Here is a 14,156-nt window from a genome sequence, read left to right on the forward strand (position 1 = left end):
GGGTGACGGCCCACTCGTCCTCGCCGAGTTGATCCCACGGGGTGCGGGGGTGGGCGTCGGCCTCGCTTCGAGGTCGCGTCCCGGTGCGATGTCTCTCTACCGGGTCTGACCGTTCACGTTGTCCTCGAACAGTTGCCGGGTGCGGCGCAGCAGAGCCTGCCGTACGTCGTCCGGTGACAGGACCCGCAGTGGTGTGGCCAGGCTGAGGAGGTACCTGGCGAGCCCGTCCGCGTCGGGGCCGCCGATGTCGACGATGGTGGCTTCGGGGCCTTCCGGGCGGTGGCTACCGACCGTCTGCGGGATCAGCCGTAGCGCCTGGTCCATGGGCAGCGGGAGGCGGATCGTCACGTAGAGCGGGTAGGAACCGGTCGCGATGGAACGGGAGACAAGCAGAGCCGGGTCGGGTGGGTCGATGAGCTCCACCGGGCGTCCGGTCGGCTGTATCCGGCTCACCCTGTCGGCGCGGAAGGTACGCCACTCGTCCCGTGCCACATCCCGGGCGACGAAGTACCAACGGCGTCCCGTGTGCACCAGGCGGTACGGGTCGACGTCCCGGACCGTGGCCTTCCCCTCCCGATCGCGGTACGACAGGCGGCAACGCTCCGCCCGATGACACGCGCCGGCCAGTTCCAGCAGCATGCCGGGCGTGATCTGGGGCGCGTCGAGCCTTGTGGTGTGAACAAATGCGGCATCCATCTCACCCAGCCGTTCCGCGATCCGGCGCGGCAGAACCTGGCGCAGTTTCAGCAGAGCGGACAGCGCGGCCTGGTCACCGCCGAGAACGCCGCTGAGCGCGGCCTCGCGCAGCCCGACGGCCACGGCGAGTGCCTCTTCGTCATCGAGGATCAGCGGCGGTACCCGGGATCCGGCTCGGAGGCGGTATCCACCCCATGGCCCGGGATCGGACTCGACTCCGTAGCCGAGTTCCCGAAGCCTGGCGATGTCCCGCCGCACCGTGCGTTCGGTGACCGCCATGCGACCGGCCAGCTCGCCGCAGGTCCACGACGGGCGTGCGGACAGCAGTGAGACCAGTCGCAGCAGGCGGGCGGATGTGCTGATCACATCGTGAAGTGTCCCGGATGACCAGGACCGAATCTGTCCTGGTCCCGTCATAGCGTCTTCCCCATGAGTACTGGAAACACGATCGCACCCGAGATCCGCTACGCGGCCGTCACCTTCGACTGCTCGGACCCCGCTGAACTGGCCCGTTTCTACGGCGAGGCCCTCGGCCTCCCCGTCGCCTACTCCAGCGACGACTTCATCCTGCTCGGCAAGGAGGGTTCGGCCGGACTGGGGTTCAACCGGCTGGCCGACTACAGGCGTCCCACCTGGCCGGACCCTTCCCAGGAGAAGCAGGCCCACCTCGAACTGGGCGTCGACGACCTGGAGTCCGCGCAGGCTCACCTGCTGGCTCTGGGTGCTGTCGAGCCCCCGTCCCAGCCCCAGCCCGACCGATGGAGGGTCTTGCTGGACCCCGCCGGCCACCCCTTTTGCATCACCACCCTGGTCTGAACATGACCGCGCACCCGGGCAAGGGCGGCGAACTCGCCGCCGTCCTGCTGCGGGTCGCGGCGAGGCTGCACGACGGACGACGGGGTCGGTGGCGGTCAGCTGTGGCCGAACCCGGCGGACGACAGGGTCCAGAACCGTCAGCTGATACCCAACCCGGCGCGAAGCCCTCCCCGGCACCGGCCCCCGATACTGGCCGCCATGACCCCCACGCCCGACCAGCCCCCGACCCCGACCCCGACCCCGTCCTCCCGGATCAAGGTCCGCACCGGCGCCCTCGTCTTCTGCGGCGACGACGTCGCCCTCATCCGCCGCGACCGCCCCGGCTCCGTGCACTGAAGAACTCGCCCTCGACATCGGCCAGGCCGAGGACGGCGACCTCCTGTGGATCGTCGACCAGCGAGTCACCCGCCCCGGCCCCGCCCCGCCACCCCGCAAGCTCCACCTGATCTACCGCCTCCACATCACCCCCGAAACCCGCGCAGGCCTCGCCGAACACGAACTCGACGAACAGCCCGACGGCACCCACGAAGTCGGCGTCGTCGAATGGGTCGACTACCGCAGGACGGCCCACCTCCCGATCTTCCCGCCCATCGGCCCCGCCCTCGCAGCACTCCCCGGCCCTCGCTCCGAGCCTCAGAGAAGGCCGCCCCTCTCAACGCCCTCGCGCAGGACGACGGCGATCTCCGACGGCATGAGATTGGCCCCGCCGATCGCCTCAACGGTGAGCGGGAGCTCCTGGAGGAGGTACTCCCCCCGCCCTTCCTGGCTGAACTCAGGCCCGGTACGGGCCTCGAAGTCCCACTCCTCGATCGTCGCGAGGTAGAAATCCTGCCGCTCGCCGTCGGTCTCCAAGGTGTGGAACAGCCGGACGACCGTTGCCTCGCCGCCGGTCTCCTCGTGGACCTCCCGCAGCACCGCCGCCTCGGGCCCGGCGTCGGTCGCCTCGACCTTCCCGCCGACGACCACCGAGTACGGCTCGACGCCGGGACGGATACGCCGCATCAGCAGCAGGGTGTTGGTCGGGGTGAGGAGGACGGCTCGGACGCGGTGCCGCATGGGGTGCTGCTTCCTCTCGGTGGTGCCGGGTGGAGACGGTCGGCGGAGAATCCGGCCTCCCCTCTGCGGCTCAGCGAAGTGCTTGGGCGACGCGCTGCCTGAGGCGTTCGTCGTGGAGGCTCTCGCGCCAGGCGGCGGCGCTGACCTCTTCGGTCTGGAGGTCACCGATGTCGGCGGTGGTGCGGAAGAGGAAGCGGAAGTCGAAGTGCTGGTGGGCGGGTTCGTCCTTGGCGGGGTTGGCGTCGATGGGGTGGGTGTCGATGTGGAGGGGGGTCTCGCCGTGTGGGGTGACGGCGTGGGGCGGGATACCGGTCTCTTCCGCGAGTTCGCGGGCGGCGGCTTGCAGGAGTGTCTCGTCCGAGGGCTCCAGGTGGCCGCCGGGCAGCAGCCACTTCTGGGTCGTGTTGTGGAGGATGTGCAGGATGCGGCCGTCGGGGCGGACGAGGATCGCCCCTGCGGTGACGTGGCCGGGCAGGGTCTTGCGGTGGGTGAGGTCGCCGCCGTCGTCCAAGAGGCCGAGGACGACGCTGAGTTCGCGCTTGTCCTCGGGGTGTTGGTCGAGGTAGGCGCCGACGGTGGTGCGGATGTGGTCTGCCGTGATGGCCATGGTGATCACCTGTTGAAGTAGGAGAGCCAAGTCGCCGCGATGGCTTCGCGGTCGAGGGCGGGAACCTCATGGATACCGGGTACGAGGTCGCCTCGGGTGAGCATTTTGATCGCGGCGAGGATCTCGGCCTGGACCAGGAAGATGAACGGCCCGACGCCGGCGCCGTGGACGAAGTTGACGGCGTTGCCGCCGTTCGCCAGATAGAAGTAGTGGCCGGTGGTCCGGTACCGGGTGACGTGGTCGCCGACCTGCGTGCGGGTGTAGACGTCGGGGAGTCCTGCGAGATCGAGTTCGTCCTCGCTGGAGGTGACGGTGGCGACGTAGGCGCCGTTGCGCAGGTGGGCGAAGTCCTCACCGCGCAGGGAGACGGCGCCGGTCGCGCAGAGCACCAGGCCCGCCCCGGTCAGGGCGGCCTCGCGGTCGCGGGCGACGGTGAACCCTTGGGAGAGAGCCTGGATGCGGCGGACGGGGTCAATGTCGAAGACGGTCACCTGGACGCCCTTGGCGTGCAGGAGCCGTGCGATCGAGCTGCCGAGTTTACCGAAGCCGATCACCAGGGCCGGGCGGCCGTGGAGGATGTCGCCGCGTCCGCGCATGACAGCCTCGGTGGAGAAGACGACGGACTGGCCGACCAGGAAGTCTTCGGGGTCCTTCAGCGGGGACCGGGCGACGGAGATGACGGGGCAGGGCAGCTTGTCGAGGCCCTCATAGCGGCGGTGCCCGTTCTCGGTGTCCTCGATCACCCCGACGAGGCGGCCGGTGAAGCGGCTGTGGACGGCGGCGAGGCCCGGGGCGAAGTAGCCGCCGACGTCCAGCAGGCAGACCGTCTCGCCCGAGGCCCGGGATTCGAGGTAGTCCAGTGCGGTGTCGTCGTCGGTGAACATCTCGCGGGTGAGGGTGTCGACCGGAACGGTCTGCTCGATCTCGCGCTTCGCTGCCGGATGGACGGACTTCGGTTTGGGCAGTACCGCCGTGAGCCGGGTCATCGTGGCGACCGCACGGACGAAGGCGGGACGCTCCGCCAGCAGATGCGTGATGAGGAACGAAGCGGCCTGCTCGTCCGGGGTGAACTGGGCGCCGATCCGAGCGAAGTAGGCGTCCAGCCGGGCGCGTTCGAAGGTTTCCATGGCAGTTCCCTCTCATCCGTCCAACCAGGGACCGGGATTCAGCGGGTGCGGGGGTGGCGGATCAGCAGCAACCGGGAACCGGCCCCTTCGATGCGGTGCCCGCGCTCGGCGGCTATGGCCTTCGGACCCAGGTGCGACATGGCCGGGACGAGCACGCCGTAGACGTCGGGCAGGGCGAGCGCGTCCAACAGTTCGGTGAACGCCGCAGAGGCAGACCCGTCCGTCACCTCGCGATCACTGAAGACGCCGGACAGCTGCAACTCGTGGCTGCGGCAGTACTCGGCCAGCGAAACGACAAGCGCAGCCTGCCGCGCTCGGGAGACCCGTACCAGCCGCAGGAAGCCGTACACGACGGGGCCGTTGACCTGGCGGTGCTCCGTGAGGGGTTCCATGCTGAGGACCGTCCGACGGGCTCGACAAAGGTGACACCTTGAGCTTCGCCGCATCCCAACTCCACGCCAATCACCGGCCGTTCCACTTCCGTTCCACTTCCGTCCCGCCGACTGCGCCCGTCTGCTTCGATGACCGGTGGAAGGGAGTGCGGCGTGGCGACTGTGCACCACTGGACCGGCCTGGAGGCCAAGGCCCTGCGGCTCGCCCTGCGGCTGAGCGTGCGGGCCTTCGCCCAGCAGCTCGGCCTGGCTGTCGCAACCGTCTCCAAGTGGGAGAGCAAGCTCGCCGACACCGAGCCCAGACCCGACACCCAGGCCATCCTCGACACCGCGCTCGGCCGGGCGGACGCCTCCGTCCACTTGCGGTTCGAAACGCTCCTGTCCGAGATGGTCAGCCCGCTGGCCGACGCCCGGCGGCGTGTCACCGCCTACGGTCCCCGGGCCTGGGAGTACGAGTCCTGGGCGGATGACCTGGACCGGGTCGTAGTCGCCCTGTCCCGGCAGAACTTCGTCTTCGCCGACAGCCTCCTGACACGGTGGCTGAGCCGGTTCAAGGCCGGCGAACTGGACGAGAAGGGCTTGTATCTCTTCGCCCGCTCCACCGCTCTGCTCGGCGACCTCAAACGCGACCAAGGCGCCGTGCTCGGCCCGCTCTCCGCGCAGTACTCCTATGCCGGTGCCCGCGCGGTATTCACCCGACTCGGCATCCCCCGCCGCGTCGCCCAGCTCGACCTCTCCCTGGCCGTGGTCACCGAGATGTCCGGGAAGCTGGAGATCGCCGCCCGCAGTTACGAGTGCCTCGCCGTCGACGACCGACTCTCCCGGCGTGACCGGGCAAGAGCCCGCCTGTGGGTGGGGACCGCGCTGAGCAAGGACGGCCGACACGGCTGTGCCACCCGCGTCATGCGGGCCGCGACCCGCGACTTCGAAGATCTCACCGAACCGGACGACTGGTCGGTGGCCCACCAGAAACTCGCCCTCGCCCGTCGCGGCGCCGGCGACCTCACCCAGGCCCTGCACTTCATCGACATCGCCCGCAGCAGCGGGATCGCCGAATCACCGATGCAACGCGTGCGACTGAACACCGCTCATGGCCACATCCTGCTCTCCGACGCGGCGACCCGGGATGATGGACTCCTCGTCCTCGACCAGGCCGCCAAGATGGCCGCGCAGTACGGACTCGTACACCAACTGCGCAGCATCGAGGGCGTCAAGGCCATGAGCGAGGGGCCGACCGGGCCCCGGCGACGGTGACCAGGGAGAACATGCGTGAGCAACGACCAACGGGCCATCACCGAGGACCAGTGGCGCCAGGCCAAGTTGATCTGGGACCACCACCGGATGAGCCATGAACTGCGGCCCGTCGACGTGGCGATCGGACTGGGCAGCCACGACCTCGGCGTCGCGACCCATGCCGCCGCGCTGTATCACTCCGGACTCTTCCCGATCCTGGTGTTCACCGGCGGCAACAGCCCCACCACCGCCAAGGTCTTCCCGCGCGGTGAGGCCGTCCACTTCCGCGAGCACGCCATCGACCTCGGTGTCCCCGCCGAGGCGATCCTGCTGGAGCCCAACGCGGCGAACACCGGGCAGAACATCACCCTGGCCCGCGAGGTCCTCGCCGCCTCCGGTATCCACCCGACCGCGGTGCTGCTGGTCTCCAAGCCTTATATGGAAAGGCGGTCGTTCGCGACCGCCCGCAAGCTGTGGCCCGACGTCGAGATCCTCTGCGCGTCGGAACCGCTGGAGTTCGACGACTACCTGAAGTCCATCGGCGACGAGAAGCTCGTCCTGGACATGCTCGTCGGCGACCTCCAGCGGGTGATCGAATATCCGAAGCTCGGGTTCGCCATCGAGCAGGAGGTCCCGGAGGACGTGCGTGCCGCATACGAATCCCTCATCCGCGACAACTTCACCAGCCGCCTTATCAATTCGTGAACTGCCCCAGCCCGGCGGTCTCTGCACGATCCACCAGCCGAACTTCCTCCCCCGACTGACCACGCTGGCAAAGCTGTTCGCGGCGGACCACTGGATCGTCCTGGACGACGTCCAGTTCGCCCGCCGCGACTACCAGCACCGAGCCCGCCTCGCCGCCCTCGACAACCCGGCCCGCCACCAGTGGCTCACCATCCCCACCCACCTGCCGAACGGGCGCCCCACCCTCATCCGGGACGCGGTGATCGCCGAGCCGGACATCGCGCGCCGCCGAACCTCGGGGATGCTGCGGCAGCACTACGGTGCCAGCCCTCATTGGTCCGCCCTCTCCCAGGCCCTGGACCCGGTGCTGGACGCGTTCGCCACCGGTCGGACCGCAGCCGTCGCCGAGACCTCCACCCGCGTCCTGCTGGACCTCCTCGGCTGGCAGGGCAAGATCCTCACCAGCAGCCGGCTGCCATCCCGGCCGGGCCGATCCCAGAGGCTCGCCGACCTCGCCGCCGCGACCGGTGCCCGCGCGTATCTGTGTGGGACCGGCGGCATGACCTACCTCGACCCGGACCCGTTCACGGCTCACGACATCGTCGTGACACCGTTCCGGCCGCCGACGACCACCATCTGGTCCTCCGGCCGTCGGCTCAGCGCCCTGTGGGCTCTCGCGAAGCTCGGCCCGCAGACCGTGGCCGAGCGTCTGCCGTTCTGACTGAGTTTCACCTCGCTGTTTCCGTTGTTTCCAAACACCGTACAGATCACCGGTGTTGGTGCTAGCGTGCGGTGCACCACAACAGAAAAGTGGCCCCGCCAGGACTCGGAGTGCTACCAACACTCCGCTGACGGGGCCGTGACGACATCCCGCGAAAGGAAACTGTCGCCGTGCGCCACTTTATCGCGCGCGCCATTTCGGCGTGCCTGCGTGCCCTGCTCGAACTCCTCCTCCCCGCCTCCGGCAAGCGCCGAGCCCCTCACCTCGCAGCCGCTCCCGTCCAGGCCGAGCCGTACGTCAGCCCCTGGTCCCGGCCGTGGACCAGCCCCAGCAAGGCCGAAGTCGCCGAGTTCTTCCGGCAGCAGGCCGAACGGAACCTCCAACAGGAACGGCGACAGGCGGCGGCGTACGCGACGGTCGGGGTGGACTACCCGTACACCTACGACGGCGCACCCTTCGGCCCGGACGACTTCCCCAAGCCCCAGCCCAGGATGTCCCGCGAGGCCCTCACCACCGACTACGCCCCCTTCGAAGCCATCTGCTGCCACTGCGGACGATGGACCAGCGTCCCGGTGCCCTGCCGGAACCTCGGGGAAGCCGCACTGCACGCCTGTCCGGACTGCGTTCTCGTGGCCGGGACGGGGCCGACGGCGGACGAGGGGATCCCCAACTCGGCGTCTGAGAAGCGGCGTTCGGCGTAGCGGCAGCAGGGGAAGCCTCGCCGTTCAGGCGGTGGGGCTTCCCTTGTCAGGGGGCGATGCAACGGGGAGGCCGTCATATCGCCGAACTCGACTGCCAGGCACGGGAGATGATGCGCGCCATAGGCTGACCGCCGCCGGGCAAGTGGAACCCGGGAGAGGAGCGAGTGCCGATGGCAACGTACGAGGTCGAGTCGGTCGGGACGGTCGTCGGGGGGCATAGCCGGGTGCAGGACGACTATCAGGGTGGGGTCGAGTCGGTCATCCGGCTGGATGATGTCTTTCCGCTCGAAACGCTGTTGGGGATCGGGGAGTTCTCCCACCTGACGGTGACCTGGCGGTTCCATCTGGCGCGGTCTGAAGATGTCCAGCTGCACGCGCGCAGTCCTCGGGGGAACCCGGTCTGGCCCGCGACCGGCACGTTCGTCCATCGCAACCACCGGCGCCCCAACCAACTGGCGGTCAGCTACCCGAGGTTGCTCGGGGTGGAGGGCCGGGACCTCGTCGTCACCGACCTGGATGCCGTCGACGGGACCCCCGTCCTCGACATCGCGCCGTACTTCGAACAGATGGGGCCCCGAGGCTCGGTCCACCAGCCTGCCTGGCCGGGGGAAATGCTGGCCGACTACTGGCTCGACGCCTCGAAGCGGCCGTAAGGGCCGAGGCCCAACAGGGAAGCCTCACCGCTGTGTTCATGCGGCGAGGCTTCCCCCGCTGGGCGCTGCGGCGGTCAGACCTTGAGGCTCTCCGTGAAGGAGGTGAACGCGGAGGTGGAGAAACCGAGGATGGGACCGTCGGGGGACTTGGAGTCGCGGACGGGGACGGTGATGCCCTGGGCGGCCAAGTTCAGGGCGACCTCGACGCAGTCGCCACCGTTGTTGCTGTGCGAGGACTTGGTCCAGAGGGCGATCTCGACGCAGTCGCCGCCGTTGTCGCTGTACGAGGACTTGACCCAGCGGAAGGAAACTTCGGTAGTCACTGTGTGCCCTTTCGAAGTCGTCTGATCACGGACACGGACTCTGCCTTCCCTGCGGCGGTCAGGCCTTGAGGCTCTCCGTGAAGGAGGTGAACGCGGAGGTGGAGAAACCGAGGACGGGGCCGTCGGGGGACTTGGAGTCGCGGACGGGGACGGTGATGCCCTGGGCCGCTAAGTTCAGGGCGACCTCTACGCACTCGCCGCCGTTGCCGGGGTTGCTGTAGGAGGACTTGGTCCAGAGGGCGACCTCGACGCAGTTGCCGCCGGTGCCGGGGTCGCTGTACGAGGACTTGATCCAGCGGAGGGAGACTTCGGTAGTCACTGTATGTCCCTTCGAACCTGTCTGATCATGGATGCAGACGCTGCCTGAGACAGTGCTTCGACCTGTAGTTGATGGTAGGCCGTCAACGCCGGTTCCCTGCGGCGGTCAGACCTTGAGGCTCTCCGTGAAGGAGGTGAACGCGGAGGTGGAGAGGGCGATTACGGGACCGTCGGGGGACTTGGAGTCGCGGACGGGGACGGTGACGCCCTGGGCTGCCAAGTTCAGCGCGATCTCGACGCAGGTGCCGCCGTTGTCGCTGTATGAAGACTTGGTCCAGAGGGCGACCTCGACGCAGTCGCCGCCGGTGCTCGGGTTGCTGTAGGAGGACTTGACCCAGTGGAAGGAAACTTCGGTAGTCACTGTGTGCCCTTTCGAAGTCGTCTGACCATGGACACAGACTCTGCCCGCTGCCACAGCGGGGGAAGCCTCGCCGCTGTGTTCATGCGGTGGGGCTTCCCCTGCTGTGCTCTGTGGCGGTCAGGCCTTGAGGCTCTCCGTGAAGGAGGTGAACGCGGAGGTGGAGAAGCCGAGGATGGGACCGTCGGGGGACTTGGAGTCGCGGACGGGGACGGCGGTGCCCTGGACGGCCAAGTTCAGGGCGACCTCGACGCAGTCGCCGCCGTTGCCGGGGTTGCTGTACGAGGACTTGGTCCAGAGGGCGACCTCGACGCAGTCGCCACCGTTGTTGCTGTAGGAGGACTTGACCCAGCGGAAGAAAACTTCGGTAGTCACTGTGTGCCCTTTCGAACCTGTCTGATCATGGCCACGGACTCTGCCTGGGACAGTGCCTCGGCCTGTAGTTGATGGTAGGCCGTCAACGCCTCAGTTACAGCGGGGGATTCGCGGTCAAAGTTCCCCTGGGCTTGGGATTCGGCGTAGTAGATCATGGTCCGGTCCGCCATGGTGATCAGGTTCACGGGCAGGTCGAACGCTCGGCGCTCACCCATCGCGAACGGTGCGATCTGGAGCATCGTCCGGGGGTTGTTGGCAAACTCGATCAGATAGTCGAGCTGAGCTCCCATGACCTCAGGGCCTCCGATGGGACGCCGGATGCAACTCTCATCCAGGACCACAAACACCATCGGCGGACGGGCGCGCTCGAAAACCGTCTTCTGGCGCCGCGCGAGGAACGAGAGCCGTTCTTCAGCTTGTTGCTGAGTGACCGCTCCGCGCTGCATGTGGCTGTCAGCCAACACCCTTGCGTACCCGGGCGTTTGCAACAGGCCGGGGATGACGCCGATGTTGTAGAGCCTGATCTCTATGGCCTTACCCTCAGACATCGCGTACTCGGGGAACCCCTCCAGCAGGATCCCGTTCCTGATCTCGTTCCACTTCTTCTCGAAGCGGTCCCCCATGCCCAACACCGTGTCAGCGGCCCGCGCGAACTGCAAAGTTGGCCACTTGCGACCAGTTTCCACCGCCGAGATGTGTGAGCCGGAGTAGTTCATCGGCCCGGACAGGTCCTCCTGCCGCCACCCCTGCTCCTCCCGCACGCTGCGAAAGAACGCTCCGAACGCTTCTTGGGGCGATGCGTCCGGATTCAACTTCTTGATGTTCACCAAGTTGCTTGCCCCCTTTGGTCAGTTGCTCGGCCCCCGACTGTAGGCCACTCTAGGGCCTCCCGGTAGCGGAATGGCTACAGAGAGGAACGATCATGTCCGATCAGAGAGTCCCCCCACCTCCTGTTCCGGCCGTCGGCTCGGTGCTGGTCGACCGGCAAGGTCATGTCGGTGAACTCCGGGCCGTCGCCTATGGGTTGTGGTGGTTGCGGCCGGTGGGTGGTGGGGTCGAGTGGACCGTGGAACCCGGGTCCGCCGAGCCGGTGAGTGCGGGGCGGTGACGGGGGTGGACTGGGAGGACAGGGCCATCGCCCTCGCGGACCGGGTCACCGATCCGGACTCCCGCTGGCTCGCACCGATCGCTCGGACGCCTCGGCATCAACTCGTGCCGCGTTGGTGGGAGTTGGCGGGGGAGGAGTGGGTGCTGCGGGTGGGTTCCCTGGACGCCGCGTACGAGGATCGGTCGCTGGTCACCCGGGTGGGTGCGGTGCACGCCGATCACGCTGAAGTCGGGGCTCGGGCTGAGGGGTTGCCCACCTCGTCGTCCACCATGCCGAGCCTCGTCGTCCAGATGCTGCGGCACGGGCGGCTCGGACAGGGGCTGTCGTTACTCGACCTCGGCACCGGCGCCGGCGGACTCGCCGCGTACGCCTGTCGGCGGCTCGGCGCGAGGTGCGTGACCAGTCTCGACGTCGACCCCTATGTCGTCCGCGTCGCCGGGGAGCGGCTCGCGGAGTTGGGGCACCATCCGGCGATGCTGACAGCGGACGCGACCGAGCATGTGCCTGGCGCGTACGACCGGATCGTGTCGACCGTCGCGCTCTCGCCGGGGGCTCAACTGCGGCCTGTGCTGCGGGCGTTGGAGCCGGGTGGGCGGCTCGTCACGACCCTTGCGGGGACGTGTCTCGTCGTCACCGGGTGGAAGAACCTCGCCGGGGACGTCGTCGGGCGGGTCGAGCGCGGTATGGCCGGGTTCATGTCTACCCGATCGGGTGACAACTACCCCTGTGGACAAGAGGAGTTGCTCGCTCACGCGCTCGACGCGGAGGGGGAGCACCGCAGCATCGGCCGCTATCCCGTCGTCGATGTCTCGGAGGCGTGGGAGCTCCGCTCGATGCTGGAGGTCACGACTCCGGGAGTCGAACTCGCCTACAGAGCCGAGGACTTGACCCGCACCGCCTACCTCGTCCACCCCGACGGCTCCTGGGCCCGCGCCACCGCCGAAGGCCTCGGCGCCCCCGACATCCACGAAGGCGGCCCCCGCCGCCTCTGGCAATCCCTCGACCGCATCCGCAACCGCCTCAACACCGAGGGCAGCCTCCCCCTCCTCGGCGCGGACCTCCGCATCACCCCGGACGGCGTGTGCCACCTGTCCCGGGGGCGGTGGCGAGCCTCCCTGGGCAACCACTGAACCCCCACACCTCAAGGAGCCCCGCAATGCCCCAAGTCCCCGACCACCTCACCGCCTTGTTCGGCCTCACCCCACCCTCCCCCGTCCCCGGCTGCTCCGTCTGCACCGAGTTCATCGACCAGCGCAGGGCCGCGCGGGCCGCGTACGACGGCAGCCGGGAGACGGACGTCAACGTCCTGATGCGGCGGCATCTGAAGCAGGCGCATCCCAAGTGACGGATGACAAGGCTCACCGCCTTCGCCTCGCCGAAGAGCTGTCCGCCAACGGGTACTTGAGCACCACCCCGTGGCGCGCGGCGGTCGAAGCCGTGCCTCGGCACGAGTTCCTGCGCGGAGGGTTCTTCGAGCGCGTCGACGCCGGCGGTCCCACGCGGTGGCGGCCTGTCATGCCGGACGCCGAACAGTGGATGCGACGCTGCTACGCCGACGAGTCGCTCGTCACGCAGGTCGCGGGGACGATCGTCCCCCATGACATCCGTGGCGCGGTCCTGCGCGCTCCCACGTCCTCCAGCACCATGCCCGGCCTGGTGGTGCGGATGCTGGAGGCCCTCCGGGTCGAGGACGGCCACCGGCTGCTGGAGATCGGCACCGGAACCGGCTACTCGACCGCCCTCGCCTGCCATCGGCTCGGCGACGACGCCGTCACCTCGGTGGAGGTCGACCCCGAGGTCTCCGGCGCCGCCACCGCCGCGCTCGCGGCCTGCGGATACGCACCGCGCCTCGTCGTCGGCGACGGACTGGACGGACACCCGGACGGCGCACCCTACGACCGGACCGTCGCCACCTGCGGAGTCCTCGGCATCCCCGCCGCGTGGCTCGAACAGACCCGGCCCGGCGGCGTCGTCCTCGCCACCCTGAGCGGCTGGATGTACTCCTCCGAACTCGCCCGCCTCACCGTCACCGGCGACGGCACCGCACACGGACGGTTCCTCGGCGGCGGCGTCTCCTTCATGTTGGCCCGCCCCCACCAGCCACCACCCCTCGGCCTGCTGCCCGACCTCGACAACGGCGACGAACGCCGCGCACACCACGCGCCCGGGATCCTGGACGACTGGAACACCCGCTTCGTCGCCCAACTCGCCGCACCCCGCGCGCAGAGCGTCACACTGCGGCGCGACGGCCGCACCGAGCATCTGCTGATCGACGTGGCCGTCGGAGCGTGGGCACTCCTCTGCCAGGACGGTCCCGCATGGATCGTCCGCCAGGGCGGTTCCGAGCGGCTCTGGGACGCCGTCGAAGCGCAGGTCAGCCGGTGGAGAGCTGATGGCGCCCCGCCGCTGGAGCGCTTCGGCATCACCGTCGCGGACGCGCGCCAGACCGTCACTTGGCCGTCCAACTGAGTGAGCCGGGGCCTATTTCATCCACTCATGGGTCGTTTTCAGACGTTTTCGGAATGCCGCGACGGAACTATGCCTTCCACCCACTTTCGCCCCTAGCTTCATGCCTGAACCAAGTTCAGCAAGTGACTCGTCCACCGCTCACGGGAACGTACGCGTTCCCTCAGGAGGGAAAGTGAAACGCTACTTGGTACTGGCAGCCAGCACGCTGCTGTTCGCGGCGGGGGCCACCTCCGCCGTGGCCGCGCCGAGCGGCAGCGGCGCGGCTCCCTCGGTCAAGCACGTCAACTACTGCAACAACTTCGTCAACCACGGCAGTTGGTGGGAGGCGGACTGCAACGTCGACTACGGACGGTCCGGTTCGTACACCCAGTGTTCGGACCTCACCACGATCTGGGGTCCGCTGGTGGGTGTCGGCTACTGGCACTTCGTCGGCAACTGCGCCGGGCATGGGACGGTACGGAACTGGGGGGTGTACGACGGCTGAGCCGGCTGCGCCTTTGGGGGTCCTCGCTGGTTGCG

Annotated in this window: 23 protein-coding genes and 1 pseudogene; 12 read left to right on the forward strand and 12 right to left on the reverse strand. The window is 68.6% G+C overall.

Translation table 11 applies throughout. The features are described from left to right. Positions 1 to 96: 96 nt before the first annotated feature. Positions 97 to 1,062: a helix-turn-helix transcriptional regulator gene (locus tag ACVNF4_RS01720; RefSeq protein ID WP_461800814.1), complete on the reverse strand. Its 966-nt coding sequence runs from the start codon at positions 1,060 to 1,062 to the stop codon at positions 97 to 99. Between the two features lie 63 nt (positions 1,063 to 1,125). Here ACVNF4_RS01720 and ACVNF4_RS01725 point away from each other — a divergent pair, with 63 nt between their 5' ends. Both ACVNF4_RS01725 and ACVNF4_RS01730 read left to right on the forward strand, forming a co-directional pair. Beyond that, a complete protein-coding gene (locus tag ACVNF4_RS01725; RefSeq protein WP_461800815.1) occupies positions 1,126 to 1,512 on the forward strand; it encodes a VOC family protein in 387 nt (128 codons plus the stop codon). A 198-nt stretch (positions 1,513 to 1,710) separates the two neighbouring features. Next, positions 1,711 to 1,848 carry a hypothetical protein gene (locus ACVNF4_RS01730; RefSeq protein WP_461800816.1) on the forward strand — a complete coding sequence of 46 codons (138 nt, stop codon included), beginning with the start codon at positions 1,711 to 1,713 and terminating at the stop codon, positions 1,846 to 1,848. Here ACVNF4_RS01730 and ACVNF4_RS01735 read toward each other — a convergent pair. The 5 genes from ACVNF4_RS01735 to ACVNF4_RS01755 form a co-directional block, all read right to left on the reverse strand. Further along, on the reverse strand, positions 1,814 to 2,083 hold the full coding sequence (locus ACVNF4_RS01735; RefSeq protein ID WP_461800817.1) for a hypothetical protein: 270 nt from the start codon (positions 2,081 to 2,083) through the stop codon (positions 1,814 to 1,816). The two genes, ACVNF4_RS01730 and ACVNF4_RS01735, sit on opposite strands and share 35 nt — an antisense overlap. 62 nt (positions 2,084 to 2,145) lie before the next feature. Further along, on the reverse strand, positions 2,146 to 2,568 hold the full coding sequence (locus tag ACVNF4_RS01740; protein ID WP_461800818.1) for an NUDIX domain-containing protein: 423 nt from the start codon (positions 2,566 to 2,568) through the stop codon (positions 2,146 to 2,148). A gap of 70 nt (positions 2,569 to 2,638) precedes the next feature. Next, positions 2,639 to 3,175 (reverse strand): NUDIX hydrolase, encoded by a 537-nt coding sequence (locus ACVNF4_RS01745; RefSeq protein WP_461800819.1) that lies wholly within the window; start codon positions 3,173 to 3,175, stop codon positions 2,639 to 2,641. 5 nt (positions 3,176 to 3,180) lie between these two features. After that, a complete protein-coding gene (locus tag ACVNF4_RS01750) occupies positions 3,181 to 4,302 on the reverse strand; it encodes an adenosylhomocysteinase (RefSeq protein ID WP_461800820.1) in 1,122 nt (373 codons plus the stop codon). 38 nt (positions 4,303 to 4,340) lie between these two features. Further along, the gene (locus ACVNF4_RS01755) at positions 4,341 to 4,694 is read right to left on the reverse strand and encodes a recombinase family protein (RefSeq protein ID WP_461800821.1); all 354 of its coding nucleotides are present in this window, start codon (positions 4,692 to 4,694) and stop codon (positions 4,341 to 4,343) included. Between the two features lie 153 nt (positions 4,695 to 4,847). Between ACVNF4_RS01755 and ACVNF4_RS01760 the strand changes: the two genes are divergently transcribed. The 5 genes from ACVNF4_RS01760 (at position 4,848) to ACVNF4_RS01780 (ending at position 8,686) form a co-directional block, all read left to right on the forward strand. Continuing rightward, a complete protein-coding gene (locus tag ACVNF4_RS01760; protein WP_461800822.1) occupies positions 4,848 to 5,948 on the forward strand; it encodes a helix-turn-helix domain-containing protein in 1,101 nt (366 codons plus the stop codon). Between the two features lie 15 nt (positions 5,949 to 5,963). Next, a complete protein-coding gene (locus ACVNF4_RS01765; protein WP_461800823.1) occupies positions 5,964 to 6,632 on the forward strand; it encodes a YdcF family protein in 669 nt (222 codons plus the stop codon). Between the two features lies 1 nt (position 6,633). After that, positions 6,634 to 7,332 carry a WbqC family protein gene (locus ACVNF4_RS01770; protein ID WP_461800855.1) on the forward strand — a complete coding sequence of 233 codons (699 nt, stop codon included), beginning with the start codon at positions 6,634 to 6,636 and terminating at the stop codon, positions 7,330 to 7,332. Positions 7,333 to 7,502: 170 nt separating this feature from the next. Next, complete coding sequence (locus ACVNF4_RS01775; protein ID WP_461800824.1) at positions 7,503 to 8,033, forward strand: hypothetical protein; 531 nt, start codon at positions 7,503 to 7,505, stop codon at positions 8,031 to 8,033. A gap of 170 nt (positions 8,034 to 8,203) precedes the next feature. Then, on the forward strand, positions 8,204 to 8,686 hold the full coding sequence (locus ACVNF4_RS01780; RefSeq protein ID WP_461800825.1) for an SAM-dependent methyltransferase: 483 nt from the start codon (positions 8,204 to 8,206) through the stop codon (positions 8,684 to 8,686). 74 nt (positions 8,687 to 8,760) lie between these two features. On the opposite strand, the gene ACVNF4_RS01785 is transcribed toward ACVNF4_RS01780, so the two are convergent. The 6 genes and pseudogenes from ACVNF4_RS01785 to ACVNF4_RS01810 all read right to left on the reverse strand — a co-directional run bounded on the left by ACVNF4_RS01785 (position 8,761) and on the right by ACVNF4_RS01810 (position 10,887). Further along, the gene (locus tag ACVNF4_RS01785) at positions 8,761 to 9,009 is read right to left on the reverse strand and encodes a DUF397 domain-containing protein (protein WP_461800826.1); all 249 of its coding nucleotides are present in this window, start codon (positions 9,007 to 9,009) and stop codon (positions 8,761 to 8,763) included. A gap of 58 nt (positions 9,010 to 9,067) precedes the next feature. Then, positions 9,068 to 9,328, reverse strand: coding sequence for a DUF397 domain-containing protein (locus ACVNF4_RS01790; protein ID WP_461800827.1), 261 nt, complete (start codon positions 9,326 to 9,328; stop codon positions 9,068 to 9,070). Beyond that, positions 9,325 to 9,420, reverse strand: a pseudogene (locus ACVNF4_RS01795) (transcriptional regulator); the annotation flags it as partial. The gene ACVNF4_RS01790 and the pseudogene ACVNF4_RS01795, both read right to left, overlap by 4 nt. 13 nt (positions 9,421 to 9,433) lie before the next feature. Continuing rightward, entirely contained in the window at positions 9,434 to 9,688 is a 255-nt protein-coding gene (locus ACVNF4_RS01800; RefSeq protein WP_461800828.1) for a DUF397 domain-containing protein, read from the reverse strand. A gap of 117 nt (positions 9,689 to 9,805) precedes the next feature. Then, the gene (locus tag ACVNF4_RS01805) at positions 9,806 to 10,060 is read right to left on the reverse strand and encodes a DUF397 domain-containing protein (protein ID WP_461800829.1); all 255 of its coding nucleotides are present in this window, start codon (positions 10,058 to 10,060) and stop codon (positions 9,806 to 9,808) included. Further along, complete coding sequence (locus ACVNF4_RS01810; RefSeq protein ID WP_461800830.1) at positions 10,057 to 10,887, reverse strand: helix-turn-helix domain-containing protein; 831 nt, start codon at positions 10,885 to 10,887, stop codon at positions 10,057 to 10,059. The genes ACVNF4_RS01805 and ACVNF4_RS01810 overlap by 4 nt, the downstream gene beginning before the upstream one ends. Positions 10,888 to 10,982: 95 nt before the next feature. Between ACVNF4_RS01810 and ACVNF4_RS01815 the strand changes: the two genes are divergently transcribed. The 5 genes from ACVNF4_RS01815 to ACVNF4_RS01835 all read left to right on the forward strand — a co-directional run bounded on the left by ACVNF4_RS01815 (position 10,983) and on the right by ACVNF4_RS01835 (position 14,121). Continuing rightward, positions 10,983 to 11,168 carry a hypothetical protein gene (locus ACVNF4_RS01815; protein WP_461800831.1) on the forward strand — a complete coding sequence of 62 codons (186 nt, stop codon included), beginning with the start codon at positions 10,983 to 10,985 and terminating at the stop codon, positions 11,166 to 11,168. 5 nt (positions 11,169 to 11,173) lie between these two features. Further along, positions 11,174 to 12,298 (forward strand): methyltransferase domain-containing protein, encoded by a 1,125-nt coding sequence (locus tag ACVNF4_RS01820; RefSeq protein ID WP_461800832.1) that lies wholly within the window; start codon positions 11,174 to 11,176, stop codon positions 12,296 to 12,298. Between the two features lie 26 nt (positions 12,299 to 12,324). Beyond that, entirely contained in the window at positions 12,325 to 12,513 is a 189-nt protein-coding gene (locus ACVNF4_RS01825; protein WP_461800833.1) for a hypothetical protein, read from the forward strand. Further along, positions 12,510 to 13,637, forward strand: coding sequence for an ATP-grasp peptide maturase system methyltransferase (gene tgmC / locus ACVNF4_RS01830; protein WP_461800834.1), 1,128 nt, complete (start codon positions 12,510 to 12,512; stop codon positions 13,635 to 13,637). Before ACVNF4_RS01825 ends, tgmC begins: the two co-directional genes overlap by 4 nt. A gap of 172 nt (positions 13,638 to 13,809) precedes the next feature. Further along, a complete protein-coding gene (locus tag ACVNF4_RS01835; protein WP_461800835.1) occupies positions 13,810 to 14,121 on the forward strand; it encodes a hypothetical protein in 312 nt (103 codons plus the stop codon). The last annotated feature ends 35 nt before the right edge of the window (positions 14,122 to 14,156 follow it).

Source organism: Streptomyces sp. S6, assembly GCF_054880855.1.